Origin of the sequence: Cytobacillus sp. OWB-43 (assembly GCF_034651445.1) — a bacterium.
GTDB lineage: Bacteria > Bacillota > Bacilli > Bacillales > Cytobacillaceae > Cytobacillus > Cytobacillus kochii.
Window position 1 is genome coordinate 1,750,249 of record NZ_JAYEFF010000001.1, and the last position, 20,861, is coordinate 1,771,109.

Consider the following 20,861-nt stretch of genomic DNA (forward strand, 5'->3'; position numbering starts at 1 on the left):
GAATAAATAGGGGGAATTCATGACTCCCCCTAGTACATTACTTCTTTTTACCTATAATGGCAACCCAATCTTCCATTTGAATTGTCTCAACAATGTCAAAACCACTTGAAATCATCGCCTCTTTGACAGCCTGTTTTTTCTGCTGAATAATGCCAGAAGCAATAAAATGACCTCCTGGTTTCACCACTTGCGCGACATCATCTGTAAAACTTACAATTACTTCTGCTAAAATATTGGCGACTACTACTTCAGCTTGTACAGTAATATTATCTAACAGATTACCTTGAGAGACTTCAACAATATCCTGCACTTTATTTAACTTGATATTGATTTTCGCTGAACGTACAGCTACTTCGTCCAAATCGAGTGCAGTAATATTCTCTGCACCGAGCATCGCTCCAGCAATACTGAGTACTCCTGACCCCGTTCCCACATCGATAATATGATCACCAGATGTAACAATATGCTCTAGTGCTTGAATACACATCACTGTTGTTGGATGAGTTCCTGTTCCAAATGCCATTCCTGGATCCAATTCAATAATGAGTTCATCACTACTTACTGGTGTATATTCTTCCCAAGTTGGAACAATCGTGAATCGTTTAGAGATTTTCACAGGGTGATAGTACTTCTTCCAAGCAGTCGCCCACTCTTCTTCGTTCACTTCACTAATACTGACCTCATTTTTACCAATATCAATATTAAACGATAAAAGGTTACTAATGGCATTCTTTATTTCTTCTACTGTTTCGCCTAAAAAGCTATTAATCGGTAAATATGCTTTAACGATTACGCCTTCCTCTGGATAATCATGTGGATCGAGCTGGTAGATTTCGCCGTATTGATCTCTTCGTTCTTTCGTCAATTCAAATGGATCTTCAATCACTACACCACTTGCACCTGCTTCATGAAGAATATTTGAAATCGGCTCAACTGCTTCGTTCGCCGTGTGAACACTAATCTCTGACCATTTCATCTTACTACCAACTCCATTTCACTTATTCACCCTTAAAGGCACGCTTTACTTTTGAGAAAAACCCATCTTCTTGTTCACCTTGAGGTACTTTGCCACTCACTTCTGCAAATTCATTTAATAGCTGTCTTTGTTTATCTGATAACTTCGTCGGTGTTACCACTCTAACAATAATATGTTGATCACCAGTACCATAACCTCTCACATTAGCTACACCTTTTCCTTTTAGACGGAACTTTGTACCTGTTTGTGTTCCTGCTGGTACTTTGAGCTTAACCTTGCCGTGAAGTGTTGGAACTTCTACTTCATCCCCAAGTGCAGCCTGCACAAATGTAACTGGCATTTCACAATAAATATCGTCGCCATCCCTCTCAAAGAACTCATGTGCACGAACGTGGAAAACAACATATAAATCACCTGCTGGTCCACCGTTTACACCAGGTTCCCCTTGAGAAGATACACGAAGTTGCTGACCATCATCAATACCTGCTGGAATTTTCACACTGATTTTGCGACGTTTTTTCACTTTACCGTCGCCACCACATGTTGAACATTTATGTTTAATCTCTTTGCCTGTACCGTTACAATAATTACATACACGACGGTTGACAATCTTACCAAACGGTGTATTTTGCTCTACATTTAATTGACCGGAACCATGACAATGTTTACACGTTTCAGGTTTCGTCCCAGGTTTCGCGCCTGAACCATTACATGTTTCACACGTTTCTTCACGTGGAATTTCAATTTCAGTATCTTTACCAAAAGCGGCATCTTCGAAAGATACCGTCATATTATATTGCAAATCAGCACCTTGGCGCGGTGCATTCGGATCTCTTCTTCTTGATCCTCCACCAAAGAAAGAACTGAAGATATCTTCAAAGCCACCAAAGCCTTCGAAGCCACCTCCACCACCAAAACCTTGGTTTGGATCTGTATGACCAAATTGATCGTAATGAGCTTTTTTCTGATCATCACTCAATACTTCATAAGCTTCTTTCACTTCTTTAAACTTTTCATCCGCACCCGGTTCTTTATTAATATCCGGATGATACTTCTTCGATAATTTTCTGTATGCTTTCTTTATTTCATCCTTAGACGCACCTTTACTTACGCCTAGGACTTCATAGTAATCTCTTTTATCCATGATTACCACTCCCCGATCCATTTCACATAAAAATAATTGTATCATCCCACCAACCCAAAAGGCAATAAGAAAAGCGGAAGCGGCTTGCTCTGGAGCGACAAGCATAAGGCGAGGTTGGCTATGAGGTTGTTCTTACCTCATAGACAGCTTTGACTTATGACCTCGAGCTCCATGCCGCTGCAGCTAGACAATAAGAAAAGCGGAAGCGGCTTGCTCTGGAGCGACAAGCATAAGGCGAGGTTGGCTAGGAGGTTGTTCTTACCTCATAGACAGCTTTGACTTATGACCTCGAGCTCCATGCCGCTGCAGCTAGACAATAAGAAAGCGGAAGCGGCTTGCTCTGGAGCGACAAGCATAAGGTGAGGTTGGCTATGAGGTTGTTCTTACCTCATAGACACAGCTTTGACTTATGACCTCAAGCCGATGGCACCTGCAGCTAGATCATAAAAAAGCGAAAGCAGTTCGTCCACTTTATTTCACCTCTACGGGTGAGGATACATGATTTTTATGACTATTTTATGTTCTTTTCATTAACAAAGTGTGGTTTATAGTTTAGAAATAAGAAGTAAGCTGACGATTGCTTCCTTACTTCTTATTTCTAAAACAAATGCCACTTAAATAATGAACTTTTTAATGCAAAAATAAAGCCAAAGCCAAGTAATACCTGACTTTGACTTTTGTTAGGACTTTAAAATTATTTTTTATCGTCTTCTACTTCTTCGTACTCTGCATCTACCACATTATCGTCTGCTTTTTTAGATGCATCGCCTTCTGCACCTTGAGCTGCTTGTGCTTGTTGTTGTGCTTCTTCATATAACTTCATAGTCAAAGCTTGAACGATTTCTTGAAGTGCATCTTTTTTCGTGCGAATGTCTTCTAAGTCACCTTTTTCAATGGCAGCTTTCAATTCATCCTTCGCTTCATTTGCTTTTGTCACTTCTGCTTCTTCTACTTTACCTTCAAGATCTTTTAATGTTTTTTCAGTAGTGAAAACTAATTGATCTGCTTCATTGCGAAGTTCAACTTCTTCTTTACGTTGTTTATCCGCTTCTGCATTATCTTCAGCTTCTTTCACCATACGATCGATTTCTTCATCTGAAAGACCTGTTGAAGATTTGATTGTAATAGCTTGTTCTTTATTTGTGCCAAGATCCTTCGCACGAACATTAACAATACCGTTTTTATCGATATCAAATGATACTTCAATTTGTGGTACACCACGTGGTGCCGGTGGAATATCTCCTAATTGGAAACGACCTAGTGTTTTATTATCTTGTGCCATTGGACGTTCACCTTGAAGTACATGGATATCAACAGCAGATTGGTTATCAGCAGCTGTAGAGAATACTTGTGATTTAGATGTTGGGATTGTTGTATTACGTTCAATTAGCTTCGTGAATACCGCACCCATTGTTTCAATACCTAGTGAAAGTGGAGTCACGTCAAGTAAAACAACGTCTTTCACATCACCAGTGATGACACCACCTTGAATGGCAGCTCCCATCGCTACGACTTCATCAGGGTTTACCCCTCTATGTGGGTCTTTACCTGTTTCTTTTTTAATCGCTTCTTGTACAGCTGGAATACGTGTAGAACCACCAACAAGAATGACTTTATCAATTTCTGATGGAGAAAGGTCAGCATCTTTTAACGCTTGGCGAGTTGGTCCCATTGTGCGTTCAACTAAATCTGCAGAAAGCTCATCAAATTTTGCTCTTGATAAAGTAACTTCTAAGTGAAGTGGTCCAGCTTCACCTGCTGTGATAAATGGTAAAGAAACTTGCGTAGAAGTAACACCTGAAAGATCTTTTTTCGCTTTTTCAGCTGCATCTTTCAAACGTTGAAGAGCCATTTTATCTTTAGCTAAATCAATACCATTTTCTTTTTTAAATTGTTCCACTAAGTAGTCAATGATCACTTGGTCAAAGTCATCTCCACCTAGTCGATTATCACCTGCAGTTGCTTTTACTTCAAATACGCCATCTCCTAATTCAAGGATAGAGACGTCAAAAGTACCACCACCAAGGTCATATACTAAAATCGTTTGATCTTCGTCCGTTTTATCCATACCGTAAGCAAGTGCGGCAGCAGTTGGTTCGTTAATGATACGTTCAACTTCTAACCCCGCAATTTTACCCGCATCTTTTGTCGCTTGACGCTCAGCATCATTAAAATAAGCAGGAACAGTGATAACAGCTTTATCAACTGTTTCTCCAAGATAATCTTCAGCATAGCCTTTTAAGTATTGAAGGATAGCTGCAGATACTTCTTGTGGAGAAAGCTCTTTACCTTCTGCTTCTACTTTATAATCTGTTCCCATATGGCGTTTAATTGAAATAATTGTATTCGGGTTCGTAATTGCTTGTCGTTTAGCTACTTCCCCTACTTGACGTTCACCATTTTTGAAAGAAACAACTGATGGCGTTGTTCTATTTCCTTCAGGATTTGGAACTACCTTTGCTTCGCCGCCCTCAAGCACAGCAACACATGAATTTGTTGTTCCTAAGTCAATACCAATAATTTTGCCCATGATCTATACCTCCATTACATAATATGTAGTTATTGATTTACTTTAACCATTGCCGGTCGAATGACACGGTCTTTCAGTAAATAACCTTTTTGAAATTCTTCAACGACTACATTAGAATCGTAGCCTTCTTCTTCCACCTGCATAACAGCTTGATGGAATTGAGGGTCAAATACTTGGCCTACAGCTTCAATCTGTTCAACGCCTTCTTTTTTCAACGCCTCGATTAAACTGCGATAAACCATTTCCATACCTTGTAGCAATGATTGCACGCTACTATCGTCTGAATTAGATTGCAGTGCTCTTTCAAAGTTATCAAGGGCTGGTAATAAATCTGATACTAAGCTTTGCGCTCTATATTTTTCAGACGCTTCACGATCTAACTTCGCACGACGTCTGCTATTATCAAAATCCGCTTGTAATCTTAAATAACGATTATCGGCCTCTTCCACCTTTTTCTCAAGCTCTGCCACCTTAGCTTCCAGCGCAGAAACCTCACTATTTACTTCAGATGAATCACCTTCAGATTGAGTGTCAGCAGCTTCACCAAAAACTTCTTCTGGTTGAATGTTTTCTTGCTCGGATTTGTTTACCTCTTCTTGTAGAGTCTCTTTTTCTTCTGCCAACTTTTTCACCTCCCTTAAATGCTATTGGGTTCATAGTTAAAGGGGTGGAAGCGAATTCCACCCTTATTCAATATTTCCAGGGTTATTCGTTTTGATACAGCCTTGTCAACTCATAAGATAAGCCTTTACTTAAAAATTGTAGCAAACTGATGACTCTGGAATATTCCATTCTGGTTGGTCCTAATATAGCAATCGTTCCCAATTGTTCTGCACCAATAGAATAGCTTGCGGTAATTAAACTACAATTATCCATCGCAGAATTTTTATTTTCGGTACCAATTTTCACTCGAATACCTGAGGAATGATTACGTATTAAATCATATATTCCTTCTTCCTGCTCAATCATATAAAGTAAGTCCTTTACCTTGTCTATATCATGAAACTCGGGTTGACTTAATATATTCGTTTTCCCACCAAAGAACAATTTCTCATTTGCAGGCATTTGAATCGTATCGATAATTGAGTGGTAAAGAAAGTCATAATGTTGGATATGCTGGCGTAAAACTATGGCAACTTCTTTATAAATCGTTTGATTTAGATGTTCAATTGGTACACCCACTAAACGATCATTTAAAATATTTACCATCATTTCAATATCTGCTGGGTTCATGGATTCAGGAAAATGAAACATTCTATTTTCCACATGCCCAGTATCTGTCACAATAATTGCAATGGCTGTGTGATCATTCAATGGAACGATTTGAATTCTTTTTAACCTATTCTCCTTCACTGCCGGACCTAAAACGATTGAAGTGTAATTCGTCATTTCTGAAAGGATTTTAGCTGATTTTTGTACAATTTTTTCTAATTCGTACATCTTATCACTGAAAATACTTTTCATTTGTACTACTTCACGTTTATTTAGTCGCTGCGGGGATAAAAGATGGTCGACATAGTATCTATACCCCTTCTCAGAAGGTATTCGTCCTGATGAGGTATGTGTTTTTTCTAAAAAACCAAGCTCCTCTAAATCAGCCATTTCATTCCTAATTGTCGCCGAGCTAAAAGAAATTTCATCTTTCTTAGATAATGTTCTTGAGCCAACCGGCTGTGCCGTCTGAATAAAATCATCAACAATCACTTGGAATATCAACAATTGACGATCTGTTAACACAGTAATCACCTCTGTTAGCACTCTCATTTAATGAGTGCTAAATCTAATAATAAATTATCAAATCTAGGAGCGAGTGTCAATCATTTGCGCCTTATCTCCATCATAATTATTAAAAGAAAGACAACAAACCATCATTCAAGGAAGAATGTTGAATGTACCACTCGTTTGATCATTGTTTAGAATACAATGATTTCAACATATTTTGCTTCTTTCTACGTACCACCTGATCAACGAAATAGAGCGGTAGCTTTTACCGTTCTAATCATTTAATAAATGATTGAAAAACTTCATTGCCTAGCAGTCGGCCTTGCTTTGTTAATTGAATAGAATCACCTTTTATTTCTAGTAAAGACTTCTGTTCATGTCCTAGTAATTCTTCGCGAAATACCTCCATAATATCTATATCGTATTTATCCTTAAACTCTTTCATAGAAACACCTTGTGTTTTCCGAAGTCCAAGAAACATTTCTTCCTCCATTTTCTCCTTCTTCGTTACTTCATGTTTATCCATAATAGGCAACTCATTTTGATCTAATGGTTCCATATATTTTTTTAAAGGACCGTAATTCGAGCGACGATAACCTTCCACATAGCTATGGGCACCAGCACCAAACCCAAAATAAGCTTCATTATTCCAATAGGTCAAATTATGTTTACTTTCAAAGCCAGGTTTAGAAAAATTACTAATTTCATACTGCTCAAAGCCATTCTCTTTCATTTTTTCCATTAATAACTCATACATGGCTGCCTCAACATCCTCCCCAGGGGTATGAAGTTTACCTTTACGCATAAGGTTATAAAATACTGTTTTTGGCTCTATGATGAGAGAATAAGCAGAATAATGCTGAACATCTAATTGAAAGGAAGTGGTTAAAGTTTCTTGGAAGTCTGCCATCGTTTGAGTAGGCAAACTATAAATAAGGTCTATACTCATATTTTTAAAGCCAGCTTTTTTTGCTGATTCCACTGACTGATATACATCTTTTGCCCGATGTACTCTACCAATTTTCTCTAACAATTGATCATTAAATGTTTGTACACCTAAGCTTAATCGATTGACCCCATAATCATACAAAAGCTTAAGTTTTTCGTATGACAAGTCCCCTGGATTAGCTTCAAACGTAAACTCATACTGACCAGCAAGAGGTAATCTTTTGCGAATTGACTCTAGAAAAGTTGCAAGTTGCTTTTCATTCAAAGCAGTCGGTGTACCTCCTCCGACAAATATAGTCTTAAAAGGAGCGTAGTCGCTGCTGTTCATCGTAATTTCCATTTCTTTATCTAAATATTGTAGATACTCATCTACTGGTTGTCCCTTTAAGAACACTTTATTAAAATCACAATAGTGACAGATATGCTCACAAAACGGTATATGAAGGTATGCCGCTTGAATCATTACTTTCACAACCTTACTTTTTTAGGTTTCTCATCATCTAGTGATGAGTCTAGCAAAAACAATCTTTAGACTTTCCAATTTTAGTCTCTTTGTTTCTGCTTCTATTTTAAAATTTAAAACGGAAAAAAATAGGCTAGGATACGCCTATGGGAAAGCATACCTAACCTATCCTAATAAAGCAATTTATTTTATTTCTTTGTATTATTATCATCCATTTTTAATACAGCCATAAATGCTTCTTGCGGTACTTCAACCGACCCCACTTGTTTCATGCGTTTTTTCCCTTCTTTTTGCTTTTCAAGCAATTTTCTTTTACGGGAAATATCCCCACCATAACATTTTGCAAGGACATTTTTGCGCATCGCTTTTATTGTTGAACGAGCAATTATCTTTTGTCCAACAGCTGCTTGAATAGGGACTTCAAACTGTTGACGCGGAATAAGTTCTTTTAATTTTTCAACTATCACTTTTCCTCGTTCGTAAGCAAAGTCACTATGAACAATAAAGCTCAAGGCATCAACTTTCTCTGCATTTAATAAAATATCCATTTTCACTAGCTTGGATGGGCGATAACCGATTAATTCATAATCAAAAGACGCATACCCTTTTGTATTTGATTTTAATTGATCAAAAAAGTCATAAACAATTTCTGATAAAGGAATTTCATATACAATATTCACGCGTGATTCATCCATATATTGCATATCAATGAAATTGCCTCGTTTTAATTGACACAGTTCCATAATCGCCCCAACATATTCATTTGGTGCCATCATCGTTGCTTTTACATAAGGTTCTTCTACTCTGTCAATTTTTTGTGCATCCGGCATATCTGATGGGTTATCAACTTTCAACTCTGTCCCATCTGTTAGCATGACATCATAGATTACACTTGGTGCAGTTGTAATCAAATCAATCTTAAATTCGCGCTCAATTCTTTCTTGAATAATCTCCATATGCAATAAACCTAAAAATCCACAACGGAATCCAAATCCAAGTGCCTGGGAAGTCTCAGGCTCGTACTGAAGAGCAGAATCATTCAGTTCTAGTTTTTCAAGTGCTTCACGTAAATCATTGAACTTCGCACTATCAATCGGATAAAGTCCACAATAGACCATCGGGTTCAGTTTACGATAACCAGGCAACGGGTCTGTTGCACCATTCTTTGCACTTGTAATCGTATCACCAACACGTGTATCGCCTACATTTTTAATTGCTGCCGTTAAGAAACCAACATCTCCAACGGAAAGCTCATCCATTGGTGTCGATTTAGGTGTAAACACGCCAACCTCGGTCACTTCGAACTCTTTACCAGTAGCCATCATTTTAACTTTGTCGCCCACTTTAACCGTTCCATCAACGACGCGGATATAAGCAACAACCCCACGATAAGCATCATATAACGAATCGAATATTAACGCTTTAAGGGGTGCATCGGGATCTCCAGTAGGTGCCGGAACCTTTTCTACCACTTGCTCTAGAATATCTTCAATCCCAATTCCCGCTTTGGCAGATGCTAAAACAGCTTCAGAAGCATCGAGTCCAATGACTTCTTCCACTTCATTTCTCACACGTTCTGGATCGGCACTAGGTAAATCTATTTTATTAATAACAGGTAATATTTCTAAATCATTATCTAATGCCAAGTATACATTAGCTAACGTTTGCGCCTCTATTCCTTGAGCAGCATCAACGACTAATACTGCACCCTCACATGCAGCTAAACTTCTGGACACTTCATATGTAAAATCGACGTGCCCTGGCGTATCAATTAGATGGAAGGTATAAATTTCTCCATCCTTAGCTTTATATTTGAGTTGTACAGAATTTAATTTAATCGTAATGCCACGTTCTCTCTCTAAATCCATAGAATCTAGGAGCTGGTCTTTCATTTCCCGCGCAGTAAGGGCATTTGTTTTTTCCAAAATACGGTCAGCCAACGTAGATTTCCCATGGTCAATATGAGCAATAATGGAAAAATTACGGATCCTAGATTGCCTATTCAGTCTCTCTTCTCTGTTCATGTAACTTTCTTCACTCCTATATAAAAGCGCAAATCACACATATGTGTATGGTTCACAACAGTTTTCACTAGTAAGTACACTAATTGTCTGGGCTCCACAAAGTCTCTATACGATACGATCCTTCTCTCAACGATTACAATCATTATTGTTAGCCAAGTTTCTTAGCACTTAAAAAGTGGATGATATGTACTTCATTTATTTACTTGCTTCTCTTTCTAATCGAAAAGACATACATATTGTTGATTATAGCAGTACAAAATGGAAGATTCAACGAAATTCATGAATGGGTGTACAGATTCAATCGGAGTTTCATTTCTTGTGTAAGAATTGAAAAGCTAGTTGGGGAATTGTTTCATCTGAGATTATTGAACTTTTTTATTAGGCCTAGGCGGATCCTCGAATCCACCTAGGGAATGCTCTATTACTCCTCATCTTTTTCTTGTACCTTATCAACTACCATATCAATACCTGTTCTTGTAATGGCTTGAGTTCCTTCTGATATGGACTTACCTATAGATGAAAAGAGATTAAAGGACTTCATCTCCTCTAATTGTTTTTGCTTACCTTGTAAGTCGTGTGTGGATGCGCCCCTATCGTCCCCGACTGTTAGCGCACTCATCTCTACCATTGCATGATTCGCTTGCTTCATACCAAACAAAACAGAAATGAACATAAGAGATATAATTAATATAGTTGCGACCATGAATCTTTTCATTCGAATCACCTTTCCCTCATTCTAGTAATAGATTGTATGAAAAGAATAGAAAAGATAGAACCTTTTTATCGCGTATAAAAGCCTGTATTCTCTTGATTTACTTTAGAATGGAGAGCTGCATTTAATCCATTAGCTAGTAAATTAGCCATATCTTCTATAAACACATCTACTTCTTTTGGGGTCACCATCAAGTTATGTCCCAATGGAGATAATACTTCTCCGATTAATTTACGTTTTTCTTCCTCAGGTAAAGTACCCACAATACCCATAAATGTTTGTCGCTCTTTCTCCTCGGGTAAATCTTCTTCAGATAGCTTTCGCTTTTCTCCAAATGTCATTCCGGCCGGTATTAGTGAGCGAGAAGGCTTGTCCCCTTCTTTCAGTTCCTTTCCGAAATGCTTGAGGATAAAATCAATTGTGTCACTTGTAATTGAAACGGCATCAACAACAGTTGGTACTCCAATTGCAATAACAGGTACACCTAAAGTTTCTTTACTAATTTCCTTTCGTTTATTGCCTACACCTGAACCGGGATGAATCCCTGTATCAGAAATTTGGATAGTAGAATTGACCCTTTCAATTGACCTTGCTGCTAGAGCGTCCAAGGCAATGACAAAATCCGGCTTCGTTTTCTCAACAATGCCAAACAAAATGTCACTCGTTTCAATACCCGTTAAACCCATTACACCAGGCGAAAGCGCACTGACAGGACGATAGCCATCTTCTACACTCTCTGGCTGTAACTCAAATAAGTGCCGAGTAATTAGTAGGTTTTCACATACTTCGGGTCCAATCGCATCTGGGGTAACATTCCAGTTCCCTAAACCAACAATTAAACATGAATCATTAGGGCCAATACCTAGGTCTTTAATAAAGTAGGCCATTTCTTTAGCAAATAGCTTTTCCACTTGCAGTTGCGTTTCCGTATCTTGTTGTCTAATCCCCTGTACCTCTATTGTTAAATATTTACCTGGTTTTTTCCCTAGCATTTCACTTCCTTGTTCAGTCACTTCAACATAAGAGATTTTCATGCCCTCTTTTTCTTTTTCTTTAATAATAACGCCTTCGATTTGGGACTGATTATCTTCACCTTGTATTCCTTGGTTTTCTAATACGACCTCACGAGCTTCTATTGCTAAGTCCGTTCTTATCCCATATTTGCTTAGATCCAACTTCTCATTCAAAGCCAAACGACCACCTTTTTTGCGTATTATTGTAGTTTTAGGATGACCACCACTTGTTCAAATCATGCATGTTTTATATGTGAACAATATGTTTCTACAGTGAAGGAGAAGATGGATTTCCTCGTTTTGTATTGATTTATTGTCTCAGTTTTGATAGAATATCACTTGTTCTGAATTTATATTAATGATGAATACAAATATCGAGTTCATAAAAATTCGATGCCTTTTTTGTAGGAGGTGAATGGAATGCCAAATATTAAATCTGCTATCAAACGTGTTAAAACAAACGAAGCACGCTATGCACGTAACATTCAAGCTAAGTCTAACATGCGTTCTGCAGTGAAAAAATCTGAAGCTGCGATTGCTAATAACGATGCAAATGCTGCTGAAAGCTTTGCACTAGCTGCAAGCAAACTAGATAAAGCTGCTGCAAAAGGACTTATCCATAAAAATGCTGCTGCTCGTAAGAAATCTCGTTTAATGAAAAGAATGAATACTGCAAATGCTTAATTTGTAGAAATCATAAAAAGCTATCCGCATGATGGATAGCTTTTTTTCATTACATATAAAAGATTATTTATAGAACTTCCATATCCCGTTTATTTAATTTAAATAAGAATAACTCAATTAATAATTGCTTGTTCATTCCTCCGGTTTTCATTTGATAATCCGCATCTGCGAGAATATCCATGATTTGCGATAACTCTTCTTCACTAAAAAGTCTCGCTTGACCGGCGGCAAGTTTCACTCTAAAAGGGTGCGTTTTAATATATCCAGCTATCTGATTTTGTCCGTAACCTCTTCTAGACAATTCTTTCACTTGGTAAATGAGACGAAACTGATTTGTAATGACTGCCAAAATTTTGATAGGTTCCTCATTTAACTTCAATAAATCATAAAAAATTCTTAATGCTGCTTCTATATCTCTATGGACGACTTTTTCTACAAGTGTAAAGATATTTTGTTCTAAAGACCGCGACACTAATTGATCCACCATTTCAACCGTAATACGTCTTTCATCACTTCCATATAAAGCAAGCTTATCCATTTCGCTCGTTAACATAAATAAATTCATACCTGATAGTGTAAGTAGAAGATTGATTGCTTCTTCATCAATCTGTACGCCATTTTTGGATGCACGATCACGCATCCAAACATGTAGCTCTTTCTCATTCAATTGTTTCGCTTCTAACACTGCAGCGCTTTTTTTGATTTGTTTCGTTAACTTTTTACGTTCGTCTAGCTTTTCATATGCGCCTGAAAATACGAGAATCGTGTAAGGAGCAGGATCTTTCAAATAATTCTCAAGTGCATTTAATTGATGCTCTACCTTCGCTTTCCCTTTATCCGCTGTTAGAAAATAGGGATTATGTAAAATAATAAGACGGCGCTCCCCCATAAAAGGAAACGTTTCAGCGTCTTCAAGCGCAACTTCAATAGGCGTTTCTTCTAAATCATAGGTAGACAAATTGAAGTCAAGTTCTTCTGGCAGTAACGCATGATTTATTAATAATTGTTTCGTTTCATTTATAAGGTAAGGCTCGGTACCGTATAATAAATATACAGATGAGAAGCTTTTTGCTTTAATTTGCTTCCATATATCAAAAACCACTTTTTCTCGCTCCGATCATTTTTTATAAGTACTATCTATCCTATAGAAGCAAATCGATTTTGACAAGTGGAATGAAAAGAATGTACGCTGCTTATAATACCAATAAATATAAAGAAAAGCGCTTTTTAAGGCGCTTCTCAAACAATCTATATAGAAACGCTTGCAAGCAAGAGGCCTAGGATACTCTTGCTGAAGCGGTGCACCCTTATACTTATAATATGTCATGACAGTCGCTGAATTATCGCTGTCAACTCATGTAAGTAAAGGAAAAGCATTTCTAGAAGTGTAGATTTTTTCATGGAAATCACTTATACTAATTAAGGAAATAGGAGGGTTGACTGTGAACGAATTTGAAAAAAATGTCCAATCGAAACGTCACGATATTGGTGACTCCGCAATGGGATTCGTTGCTTCTTTCGGATTCTTTACCATTCTATTTGTCATTGCGGTCGCAATTAAAGCAATCGGCGCATAACCCTTGAAGGCTCATTAGCAGATACATACTTCTGCAATTTTGCATTGACATCGAGCTTTCGGAAGAGACTGCATTACGCTTGCAGTCTTTTTTATTTTTTGAAAAGAAAGTTAAGTTGTTTTCTATTGTCTGGGCATAACATATCCTATGGTAGGACAGTTGAAAAGGTTCCGTTACCTTTGAAAAAAACATAAGTAATTCCGCCATGACGATCAGTTCTTACTATTGGAATTTGATGATTTCTTAACCTCTGCAACACTTCCTCTGTTGGATGACCGAAACGATTGTTTCTACCAACTGAAATAACTGCCAGTTTAGGTTTTACTCCATCAAGAAACTTCTCAGTCGTCGAAGTTTTACTTCCGTGATGTCCCACTTTTAATACATCAACAGATAACCTTTCATATTTATTGACTAGCTTCGCTTCCCCAGCTTCTTCTAAATCACCAGTAAATAACCATGTTAATCCTCCTATGACAGCATAAAGCACGATAGACCCATCATTTTTATTATTTGCTGTTTTATCAAACGGCATAAGAATTTGAAATTCCTCAGTCTTCATACGCCAACGTACTCCAGCACTTACCTGCCGTACATTAACCTGTTTTGTGTGAGCTATCTTTATTATCTCTGTTTCTAACGCACTTCTTTCCTTCGTAATCGGGAGTAATATCTCACTTACTTCAATCATAGACAAAACAGCTGGTGCACCACCCATATGATCACTATCACCATGTGTAAGAATCAGTTTATCAATTTTCCTAATGCCTTTACTTTTCAAAAAAGGCACAACGATATCTTCCCCAGGATCAAATGCGCCGGTTCTTTCCTGCCATTCCTCTTTATCAAACGAAAGTACTCCCCCAGTATCAATTAAATAATTCCCCCTGTTATGAGGTAAACGAATGAAAATACTGTCCCCTTGCCCTACATCAATAAAGGATACTTCACCTGTAAAATAAAAATAAGGAGTGAGATAGTGAATGAAAAAGACGAAAAAAGGTGCAATGCTTGCTAATAGAAAATTCTTTCTCCCCTCCCCTTTCTCCCATTGTAAGAAGAAAAGATTGATTGCAATTAAATAGAGCAGAATAAGCCACAAAGAGGGTCTCCCTAATGTTAATACAGCCTGGGGAAAATCCGCTATTGTTAAACTCAAATCATTCATTCGCTCTAGTAATGTATTTATCCATTGAATCGGAAACCAAGCCCAAGTTCCAACAATCATATGATAAGCCAATAAGAACAGAAATAGCGGGAGAATAACAAAAGAAAAAAATGGGTACAAAGAGTATATTAGCGACGAGGGAGAAGATTGAGATTTCATAGAAGGAATAAAGTAATATTGGCGTTGCTGCTAATTGACAAATAAAGGATATTATAAAAAGAGATCTTATAGGAGAGGTACGTCTTTTGAGGAGAGAATAAGAAGACAAAAGTAAAACATAAGTAACTGTGAAAGAAAGCTGAAAACCAACGTCATAAAGAATAAATGGGTTAATTAATAAATAACAAACAAATACAATACATAACACATCTTGCGTTCTCATAGCTGACAAAAAAATCTTAAAAAGCGCTGCGAACATAAGCATTGCTACAGCTCGAATCACTGAAGGTGTTCCTCCGGCAAGGATGCCATAGATCGGTAACAAACCCACTAAAATCATCAACATATGCTGCCTTGTCACACCTAGCCTTAAGCCCACAAATAAGAGCATTCCAGCTAATAAACTTACATGCATACCTGAAATAGCTAATAAATGAATAATGCCTAATCTTTGATAAGCTGTTTCAACGGTTTCATCTAATTGCGATCGGTCTCCATAAACTAGAGCATTCACTAGTGGTGCGGTCTCATTTGGAAAATACTTACTCACGTATTGGATCCCTTTTTCCCGCAATTGCCAAATTTGTGTAACGATATTCGTATTGCCCATTTGGCAGCTTCGTAAATCAAATTGGTCAGTTTGAATTTGCCAGTGAATACCTTTGCGCTCTAAATATTGTTGGTAATCAAAGCTATGAAAATTTGTTGCTTTTTGCGGAGTTTCTAGTTTGCCCATCACATTACATATCAGACCTGTACTCGTTACCTTCTCCAGTGAGTCTTTCTCTTCCTTAGATGGAATATAGTATGTAAATACGAGCTTTTCATTTGAAGGTTGATCGATCGCTTGAGCAGAGAGATGATCTCCATCAATGACCCATCCATGAGTAAAGGTCAGCGTGAAATCAGTCCTTTCACTTCTTATATCAGTCCCATTATCATAAGAAGCAACATAACCTCTAATGAAAAATAACACACTACATAAAATAAATAATAATGTCAGTCTTCGAGAAAGATACCTTGTAAAAATACTAAAGAGAAAAAATAGGAAAAGGGGAATGAAATAAAAATAAGAGGAGAAAGAAGATAAGAGTGAAAAAATCGCGACAAGGGAGCAAAAAAACCATTTCCCTGGCAAAGAAATCTCACCACCCATTTAGAATAGTATTGTACACCAAGAGGATGAAACGGCTCGCTACCTAATAAACCGTTTCATCCATCAATTATTTTAAAATTGTTTCTACTTCTTCTTTTAATTGAGCATCTAGAGCGTTCTCACCTTTTAAGTCTCTAATTTCAACCAATAACTTCTTAATTAAGTCGTTCTTTTCTGTTGCTTTTGCATCTAACTGTTGTTGATCGAAAGGTACTTTCTTTAACGAGACTCCAGCTTGTTGAAATAGCTCGATCCCATATGGATGATTTTTATAGTCCTCTGCATAGTATACCTTTTTAATGCCTGCTTGAATAATCGCTTTACAGCATTGTAAGCATGGAAAATGAGTTACATAAATTTCTGCATTCTCTGTTGGTACACCAAATTTCGCGCACTGTAAAATCGCATTCATCTCCGCATGTATTGTTCTAACACAATGATTGTCAATGACGTAGCACCCTTCATCAATACAATGATCGCCACCTGTGATTGACCCATTATATCCACCTGCGATCATTCGTTTATCGCGAACAATTGTTGCCCCTACAGTTAATCGTGTACATGTACTTCTTAATGCTAGTAAATGGCTTTGTGCCATAAAATATTGATCCCAAGAAATTCTGTCCATTGTACGTCTCTCCCTTTTTTAAAAACATCCTCATATTTTAGTTTAATCACACCATACATGTATGGTCAAATCCATTTTCATCTAATCAATTAACACTTATTAGATCTTTTAGTTTTTCAAACGTTTTTTCTCCAATTCCTGATACTTCTTTTAAATCTTCAATAGCTTTAAAAGAGCCGACTTCCTCTCTATACGAAAGAATATCTTCTGCTTTTGAAGGGCCAATCCCTGGCAGTGTTTCAAGCTGTTCAATCGTTGCTTGATTCAAATTGATTTTCCCATCATTACCCTCGTTTAACGGCGGTAATGACGACACGCCCTCTTCCCCCACTTTTGGAATATAGATAACCATTTCGTCTGTCAGTTTCTGAGCAAGATTGACTTGTTTTTGATCCGCTTCACTTAGAAACCCTCCTGCAACTTGAATAGCATCTACAATACGCTGGGTGCTTTTTAATTCATAGACGCCAGGGTCTTTGACTTCTCCTTTAATGTCAACCATAACATCATCATCTGAATAATTCTCTTCTTCTTCTTGAGATATTTCCCCCCCTTCTTCAAAACCTTTATCATCAAGCAACCATTCATTTTCCACTTCAACCGTATTGTTTTGATTTAGAAGTGGGGAGAGCAACCACATACATAAAGCACCAACAATGAATCCAGCAGCTATTACAATATACAGGGCGTATTGCTTCACCCATTCCATTTTCATCAATTCCTTTCAATAGACATAATTTCAACTGGTGCTTCATATTTTTAATAGGAGTCATTTTTTGTTGGCGAAGGAGGGATGTATTTTGAATATCGGTATAATTGGCACAGGCAATATGGGGAGAATTTTGACAGAAGCCTTGCTTGATAGCAAAGCTGTTTCCCCTTCTTCCATTACCATTACAAACCGTACCATTGCAAAATCATTGGAGATAAAAAAAGCATATCCAGATATCAATGTGGCACGAGATGCACTGACAACTGCAAAGATGTCTTCGCTTATTTTCGTGTGTGTCAAACCGCATGATGTTTACGAAGTCATTCAAACCATTCAACCGAGTCTAAATAGAGACAAATGCGTCATCTCTATTACAAGTCCTATTGCAGTAAATCAATTAGAGTCTGTCTTGTACTGTTCAAGTGCAAGAGTCATTCCGAGTATTACGAACCGAGCATTAGCTGGTGTCTCTCTAGTCACATATGGAGATCATTGCTCAAAAGAATGGCGAGAAAGTATTCAATGGCTGTTTGAACAAATTTCTGTCCCTACCATTATTGAGGAGAATATTACAAGAGTGGCTTCAGATATCGTTAGCTGTGGTCCTGCATTTTTTAGTTACTTAACCCAACGATTTATCGATGCCGCCGTTAAGGAAACAAAGATAGATAATGATACAGCCACAAAATTAGCTAGTGAAATGCTGATAGGTTTAGGGGAATTGTTGCGCCAAGGACATTATACATTACCTACTTTACAAGAAAAGGTGTGTGTAAAGGGCGGAGTTACTGGCGAAGGCATAAAGATACTTGAAAAAGAGTTAGGAGATATGTTTGAACACTTGTTCCAAGCGACTCACTCAAAGTTTACTGAGGATATAAACCTGGTTAAAACGCAATATACAACTATTTAATAGTTCTATAAAAAATGCCATAACCCTTCTAACAAAAAAAGAGTCTCGGAATTTTTTCCGGGACTTTTCTTTGTTTATATTCTGTTTTTCAGCTTTTTACAAATAAAAAACAATCTTTCAGCATCGTTCATTTCTCTATTTTTCTCATTAAAATCAACGAAAAAAGTAGTTATTTCAAAACCTGCCTCTTTCAACCACTGTCTGTATACGTCAAATTCATACGTTCTCTGAAAATGGCATTCATCATATCGTTTGTATGTGCCTATTTTTTCATCAAGGACGAAGAATGACAAATCATGTTCCACACTATGAGGAAATTCCCCTTCAAAACTTTGCCAAATATAACTTACGTCTTCTTCATTCAGGGCAAACGTTTGATTAACAAACAAATCATCAATTTTATGAACGGTATGCACGTCAAACATAAACAAACCGTCATCAGCTAAATGTTCATATACACCTGAGAAGGTAGATTTTACTTCATCTTCTGATTGGAGATAGTTCAATGAATCACAAAAAATAGTAATGATATCATAGCAACCAATTTCATCTAATTGGGACATATCCTGCTCTAAAAATTGAATTGACAGGGCTTCGCTCGCTGCTTTTCTTTGTGCAACCGCAAGCATATTGTCTGATAAATCAGCCCCAGTTACTTCATATCCTTTTTTAGCCAATCGCAAAGACAGCTCACCTGTTCCACAAGCAAGATCTAGGAGGCGCTTACCTTTTAATTGATGAAGATTACACTGTGATGCAACAATGGATACCCACTTTTCATAAGGTGCATCTACCATTAATCCATCATAGAGATAAGCAAATTGCTGATAACTCATTACGGTTGCAGCTCACTTTTAATATCTTCCGTTTTTGCATCGCCCCAAAGACGTTCTAAGTTATAATAACTTCTTTCATCACGATGGAACACATGTGCAACGATATCCCCTAAGTCAACTAAAACCCAGCGTGCTTCATCAAACCCTTCCATTCTTTTGACTTCATAGCCGCTTTCTTCAGCTTTGTCTTTTACCTCTTTAGCAATAGCTTGCACTTGCTTATCTGAATTCCCGTGACAAATAACGAAATAATCCGCTATTAACGAGATTCCTTTCATATTTAGTGCCACAATATCTTCTGCTCTCTTACTGTCTACTGCTTTAACAACTGTTGTAAGTAATTGTTTTTCTGACATATCATCAACCCTTTCTATTCATCACTAAATCATTGTACATCGTTAATGTGAGCGGATAGACTGATTGATTTTTTTTCATTAGAAAAAGAATAGAGTTTTTCACAGCTTGAATTAATGCTTCATCCAAATCACGCTGTGCAAGTTCTCTCACTTCTTCAACACCAGGAAAATGCCTACCCGGCTCAATATAGTCCGCTAAATACACAACTTTCTCTAATAATGACATATTAGCTCGCCCTGAAGTATGATAGCGTATTGCCTCTAATATTTCACAATCAGTAATACCAACTTTCGTTTCGACTAAATATGCGCCCACTGGTGCATGCCATAACTCACTATTATATTCTAGTAAGTCTGAAGGCATGTCTTTTGCTATGATACACGCTTTCATTTCTTCCTTAGGATGAAATTTAGCATAATCATGAAAAATGGCGGCCATTTCAGCTTTCTTCACATCTGCTCCGAATCTTTCTGCCAATTCAATGGCACTGTTCATCACACCAATAGTATGTTGATATCGATGGTCTGTTAATTGTTCATTGACAATCTCTAATGCCTGTTCACGGTTCATATAGGTGATTCTCCTCCATGTATGTGCGGACATTATCTGGCACTAAATACTTAATTGTCTTTCCATTTTGCATGCGTTCTCTAATCAAAGTAGATGAAATGCCAATCTCAGGAATCTCAACATAATCAACGGGATATTTGGTCGTTAATTGATAATCTGGTCTCTTTACACCTACAAAAGTAACAAGATCAAGTAAATAATCTATATCACGCCATTTATGCAGATACTCAACCATGTCCGCGCCAATAATAAAGAAAAATTTTGTATCTTTCTCTCTTTCATGTAAGATCTTGATCGTATCAACAGTGTAAGAAGGACCTTTTCTTTCTAATTCTACTAATTCTATTTGAAATTGTGGATGATCACTAACCGCTCTTCTTAATAATGCTACTCTATCTTCATTACTTAAAAAGTAACTCTTCTTTTTATGAGGTGGCTCTTGGTTAGGCATAAACCAAATCTCGTCTAAGTCTTTTGCATGCAATACTTCATTAGCGATAATTAAGTGACCTAAGTGAGGAGGATCAAATGTACCTCCTAGGATTCCTATTCTTTTCATCCTTTTCCCC

Annotated in this window: 21 protein-coding genes; 3 read left to right on the forward strand and 18 right to left on the reverse strand. The window is 37.3% G+C overall.

What is annotated here, in order from left to right; translation table 11 throughout:
- Window positions 1-37: 37 nt before the first annotated feature.
- The 9 genes from prmA to gpr all read right to left on the reverse strand — a co-directional run bounded on the left by prmA (window position 38) and on the right by gpr (window position 11,706).
- On the reverse strand, window positions 38-976 hold the full coding sequence (gene prmA / locus U9M49_RS08635; protein WP_307312852.1) for a 50S ribosomal protein L11 methyltransferase: 939 nt from the start codon (window positions 974-976) through the stop codon (window positions 38-40).
- 22 nt (window positions 977-998) lie between these two features.
- Entirely contained in the window at window positions 999-2,120 is a 1,122-nt protein-coding gene (dnaJ, locus tag U9M49_RS08640) for a molecular chaperone DnaJ (RefSeq protein WP_307312851.1), read from the reverse strand.
- A gap of 694 nt (window positions 2,121-2,814) precedes the next feature.
- Window positions 2,815-4,650 (reverse strand): molecular chaperone DnaK, encoded by a 1,836-nt coding sequence (dnaK, locus tag U9M49_RS08645; protein ID WP_095372509.1) that lies wholly within the window; start codon window positions 4,648-4,650, stop codon window positions 2,815-2,817.
- Window positions 4,651-4,679: 29 nt separating this feature from the next.
- Window positions 4,680-5,273, reverse strand: a complete 594-nt coding sequence (gene grpE / locus U9M49_RS08650; protein WP_095372508.1) for a nucleotide exchange factor GrpE — start codon at window positions 5,271-5,273, stop codon at window positions 4,680-4,682.
- A gap of 82 nt (window positions 5,274-5,355) precedes the next feature.
- On the reverse strand, window positions 5,356-6,387 hold the full coding sequence (gene hrcA / locus U9M49_RS08655) for a heat-inducible transcriptional repressor HrcA (RefSeq protein WP_095372507.1): 1,032 nt from the start codon (window positions 6,385-6,387) through the stop codon (window positions 5,356-5,358).
- A 262-nt stretch (window positions 6,388-6,649) separates the two neighbouring features.
- Window positions 6,650-7,783, reverse strand: coding sequence for a radical SAM family heme chaperone HemW (gene hemW, locus U9M49_RS08660; RefSeq protein ID WP_322909605.1), 1,134 nt, complete (start codon window positions 7,781-7,783; stop codon window positions 6,650-6,652).
- Window positions 7,784-7,971: 188 nt separating this feature from the next.
- Window positions 7,972-9,807: a translation elongation factor 4 gene (lepA, locus tag U9M49_RS08665; RefSeq protein WP_095372505.1), complete on the reverse strand. Its 1,836-nt coding sequence runs from the start codon at window positions 9,805-9,807 to the stop codon at window positions 7,972-7,974.
- Window positions 9,808-10,228: 421 nt separating this feature from the next.
- Window positions 10,229-10,522 carry a DUF3679 domain-containing protein gene (locus tag U9M49_RS08670; RefSeq protein WP_095372504.1) on the reverse strand — a complete coding sequence of 98 codons (294 nt, stop codon included), beginning with the start codon at window positions 10,520-10,522 and terminating at the stop codon, window positions 10,229-10,231.
- A 65-nt stretch (window positions 10,523-10,587) separates the two neighbouring features.
- On the reverse strand, window positions 10,588-11,706 hold the full coding sequence (gpr, locus tag U9M49_RS08675; protein WP_095372503.1) for a GPR endopeptidase: 1,119 nt from the start codon (window positions 11,704-11,706) through the stop codon (window positions 10,588-10,590).
- Window positions 11,707-11,952: 246 nt separating this feature from the next.
- Here gpr and rpsT point away from each other — a divergent pair, with 246 nt between their 5' ends.
- Window positions 11,953-12,216: a 30S ribosomal protein S20 gene (gene rpsT, locus U9M49_RS08680; protein ID WP_095372502.1), complete on the forward strand. Its 264-nt coding sequence runs from the start codon at window positions 11,953-11,955 to the stop codon at window positions 12,214-12,216.
- A gap of 67 nt (window positions 12,217-12,283) precedes the next feature.
- Here rpsT and holA read toward each other — a convergent pair whose 3' ends face one another.
- On the reverse strand, window positions 12,284-13,318 hold the full coding sequence (gene holA, locus U9M49_RS08685; RefSeq protein WP_095372501.1) for a DNA polymerase III subunit delta: 1,035 nt from the start codon (window positions 13,316-13,318) through the stop codon (window positions 12,284-12,286).
- Between the two features lie 340 nt (window positions 13,319-13,658).
- On the opposite strand from holA, the gene U9M49_RS08690 reads away from it, so the two are divergent.
- Window positions 13,659-13,793, forward strand: a complete 135-nt coding sequence (locus U9M49_RS08690; protein ID WP_095372500.1) for a YqzM family protein — start codon at window positions 13,659-13,661, stop codon at window positions 13,791-13,793.
- 145 nt (window positions 13,794-13,938) lie between these two features.
- On the opposite strand, the gene U9M49_RS08695 is transcribed toward U9M49_RS08690, so the two are convergent.
- The 4 genes from U9M49_RS08695 to U9M49_RS08710 all read right to left on the reverse strand — a co-directional run bounded on the left by U9M49_RS08695 (window position 13,939) and on the right by U9M49_RS08710 (window position 17,613).
- On the reverse strand, window positions 13,939-15,021 hold the full coding sequence (locus U9M49_RS08695) for a DNA internalization-related competence protein ComEC/Rec2 (RefSeq protein ID WP_322909606.1): 1,083 nt from the start codon (window positions 15,019-15,021) through the stop codon (window positions 13,939-13,941).
- Entirely contained in the window at window positions 14,954-16,258 is a 1,305-nt protein-coding gene (locus U9M49_RS08700) for a ComEC/Rec2 family competence protein (RefSeq protein ID WP_322909607.1), read from the reverse strand. The genes U9M49_RS08695 and U9M49_RS08700 overlap by 68 nt, the downstream gene beginning before the upstream one ends.
- Window positions 16,259-16,343: 85 nt before the next feature.
- Window positions 16,344-16,904, reverse strand: coding sequence for a ComE operon protein 2 (locus tag U9M49_RS08705; protein ID WP_095372498.1), 561 nt, complete (start codon window positions 16,902-16,904; stop codon window positions 16,344-16,346).
- Window positions 16,905-16,989: 85 nt separating this feature from the next.
- Window positions 16,990-17,613 (reverse strand): helix-hairpin-helix domain-containing protein, encoded by a 624-nt coding sequence (locus U9M49_RS08710; RefSeq protein WP_095372497.1) that lies wholly within the window; start codon window positions 17,611-17,613, stop codon window positions 16,990-16,992.
- A gap of 91 nt (window positions 17,614-17,704) precedes the next feature.
- On the opposite strand from U9M49_RS08710, the gene comER reads away from it, so the two are divergent.
- Window positions 17,705-18,529: a late competence protein ComER gene (gene comER, locus U9M49_RS08715; protein WP_095372496.1), complete on the forward strand. Its 825-nt coding sequence runs from the start codon at window positions 17,705-17,707 to the stop codon at window positions 18,527-18,529.
- Window positions 18,530-18,603: 74 nt separating this feature from the next.
- Here the strand turns inward: comER and U9M49_RS08720 are convergent, their stop codons facing one another.
- Genes U9M49_RS08720 through U9M49_RS08735 form a run of 4 tightly spaced genes read right to left on the reverse strand, consistent with a single transcriptional unit; the run spans window position 18,604 to window position 20,851 of the window.
- On the reverse strand, window positions 18,604-19,365 hold the full coding sequence (locus U9M49_RS08720; RefSeq protein ID WP_095372495.1) for a class I SAM-dependent DNA methyltransferase: 762 nt from the start codon (window positions 19,363-19,365) through the stop codon (window positions 18,604-18,606).
- Window positions 19,365-19,721, reverse strand: coding sequence for a ribosome silencing factor (gene rsfS / locus U9M49_RS08725; RefSeq protein WP_095372494.1), 357 nt, complete (start codon window positions 19,719-19,721; stop codon window positions 19,365-19,367). Before rsfS ends, U9M49_RS08720 begins: the two co-directional genes overlap by 1 nt.
- A gap of 4 nt (window positions 19,722-19,725) precedes the next feature.
- Complete coding sequence (yqeK, locus tag U9M49_RS08730) at window positions 19,726-20,292, reverse strand: bis(5'-nucleosyl)-tetraphosphatase (symmetrical) YqeK (RefSeq protein ID WP_095372493.1); 567 nt, start codon at window positions 20,290-20,292, stop codon at window positions 19,726-19,728.
- Window positions 20,282-20,851 (reverse strand): nicotinate-nucleotide adenylyltransferase, encoded by a 570-nt coding sequence (locus U9M49_RS08735; protein ID WP_095372492.1) that lies wholly within the window; start codon window positions 20,849-20,851, stop codon window positions 20,282-20,284. Before U9M49_RS08735 ends, yqeK begins: the two co-directional genes overlap by 11 nt.
- Window positions 20,852-20,861 lie beyond the last annotated feature (10 nt).

What these genes read in the sequence shown, in the direction of transcription:
- prmA (WP_307312852.1), bottom strand. Translation starts at nt 976, where the DNA reads ATGAAATGGTCAGAGATTAGTGTTCACACGGCGAACGAAGCAGTTGAG.
- dnaJ (WP_307312851.1), bottom strand. Translation starts at nt 2,120, where the DNA reads ATGGATAAAAGAGATTACTATGAAGTCCTAGGCGTAAGTAAAGGTGCG.
- U9M49_RS08710 (WP_095372497.1), bottom strand. Translation starts at nt 17,613, where the DNA reads ATGGAATGGGTGAAGCAATACGCCCTGTATATTGTAATAGCTGCTGGA.
- U9M49_RS08735 (WP_095372492.1), bottom strand. Translation starts at nt 20,851, where the DNA reads ATGAAAAGAATAGGAATCCTAGGAGGTACATTTGATCCTCCTCACTTA.
- hemW (WP_322909605.1), bottom strand. Translation starts at nt 7,783, where the DNA reads ATGATTCAAGCGGCATACCTTCATATACCGTTTTGTGAGCATATCTGT.
- U9M49_RS08705 (WP_095372498.1), bottom strand. Translation starts at nt 16,904, where the DNA reads ATGGACAGAATTTCTTGGGATCAATATTTTATGGCACAAAGCCATTTA.
- U9M49_RS08695 (WP_322909606.1), bottom strand. Translation starts at nt 15,021, where the DNA reads ATGATTGTTGGAACTTGGGCTTGGTTTCCGATTCAATGGATAAATACA.
- U9M49_RS08670 (WP_095372504.1), bottom strand. Translation starts at nt 10,522, where the DNA reads ATGAAAAGATTCATGGTCGCAACTATATTAATTATATCTCTTATGTTC.
- dnaK (WP_095372509.1), bottom strand. Translation starts at nt 4,650, where the DNA reads ATGGGCAAAATTATTGGTATTGACTTAGGAACAACAAATTCATGTGTT.
- U9M49_RS08720 (WP_095372495.1), bottom strand. Translation starts at nt 19,365, where the DNA reads ATGAGTTATCAGCAATTTGCTTATCTCTATGATGGATTAATGGTAGAT.
- lepA (WP_095372505.1), bottom strand. Translation starts at nt 9,807, where the DNA reads ATGAACAGAGAAGAGAGACTGAATAGGCAATCTAGGATCCGTAATTTT.
- yqeK (WP_095372493.1), bottom strand. Translation starts at nt 20,292, where the DNA reads ATGAACCGTGAACAGGCATTAGAGATTGTCAATGAACAATTAACAGAC.
- rpsT (WP_095372502.1), top strand. Translation starts at nt 11,953, where the DNA reads ATGCCAAATATTAAATCTGCTATCAAACGTGTTAAAACAAACGAAGCA.
- rsfS (WP_095372494.1), bottom strand. Translation starts at nt 19,721, where the DNA reads ATGTCAGAAAAACAATTACTTACAACAGTTGTTAAAGCAGTAGACAGT.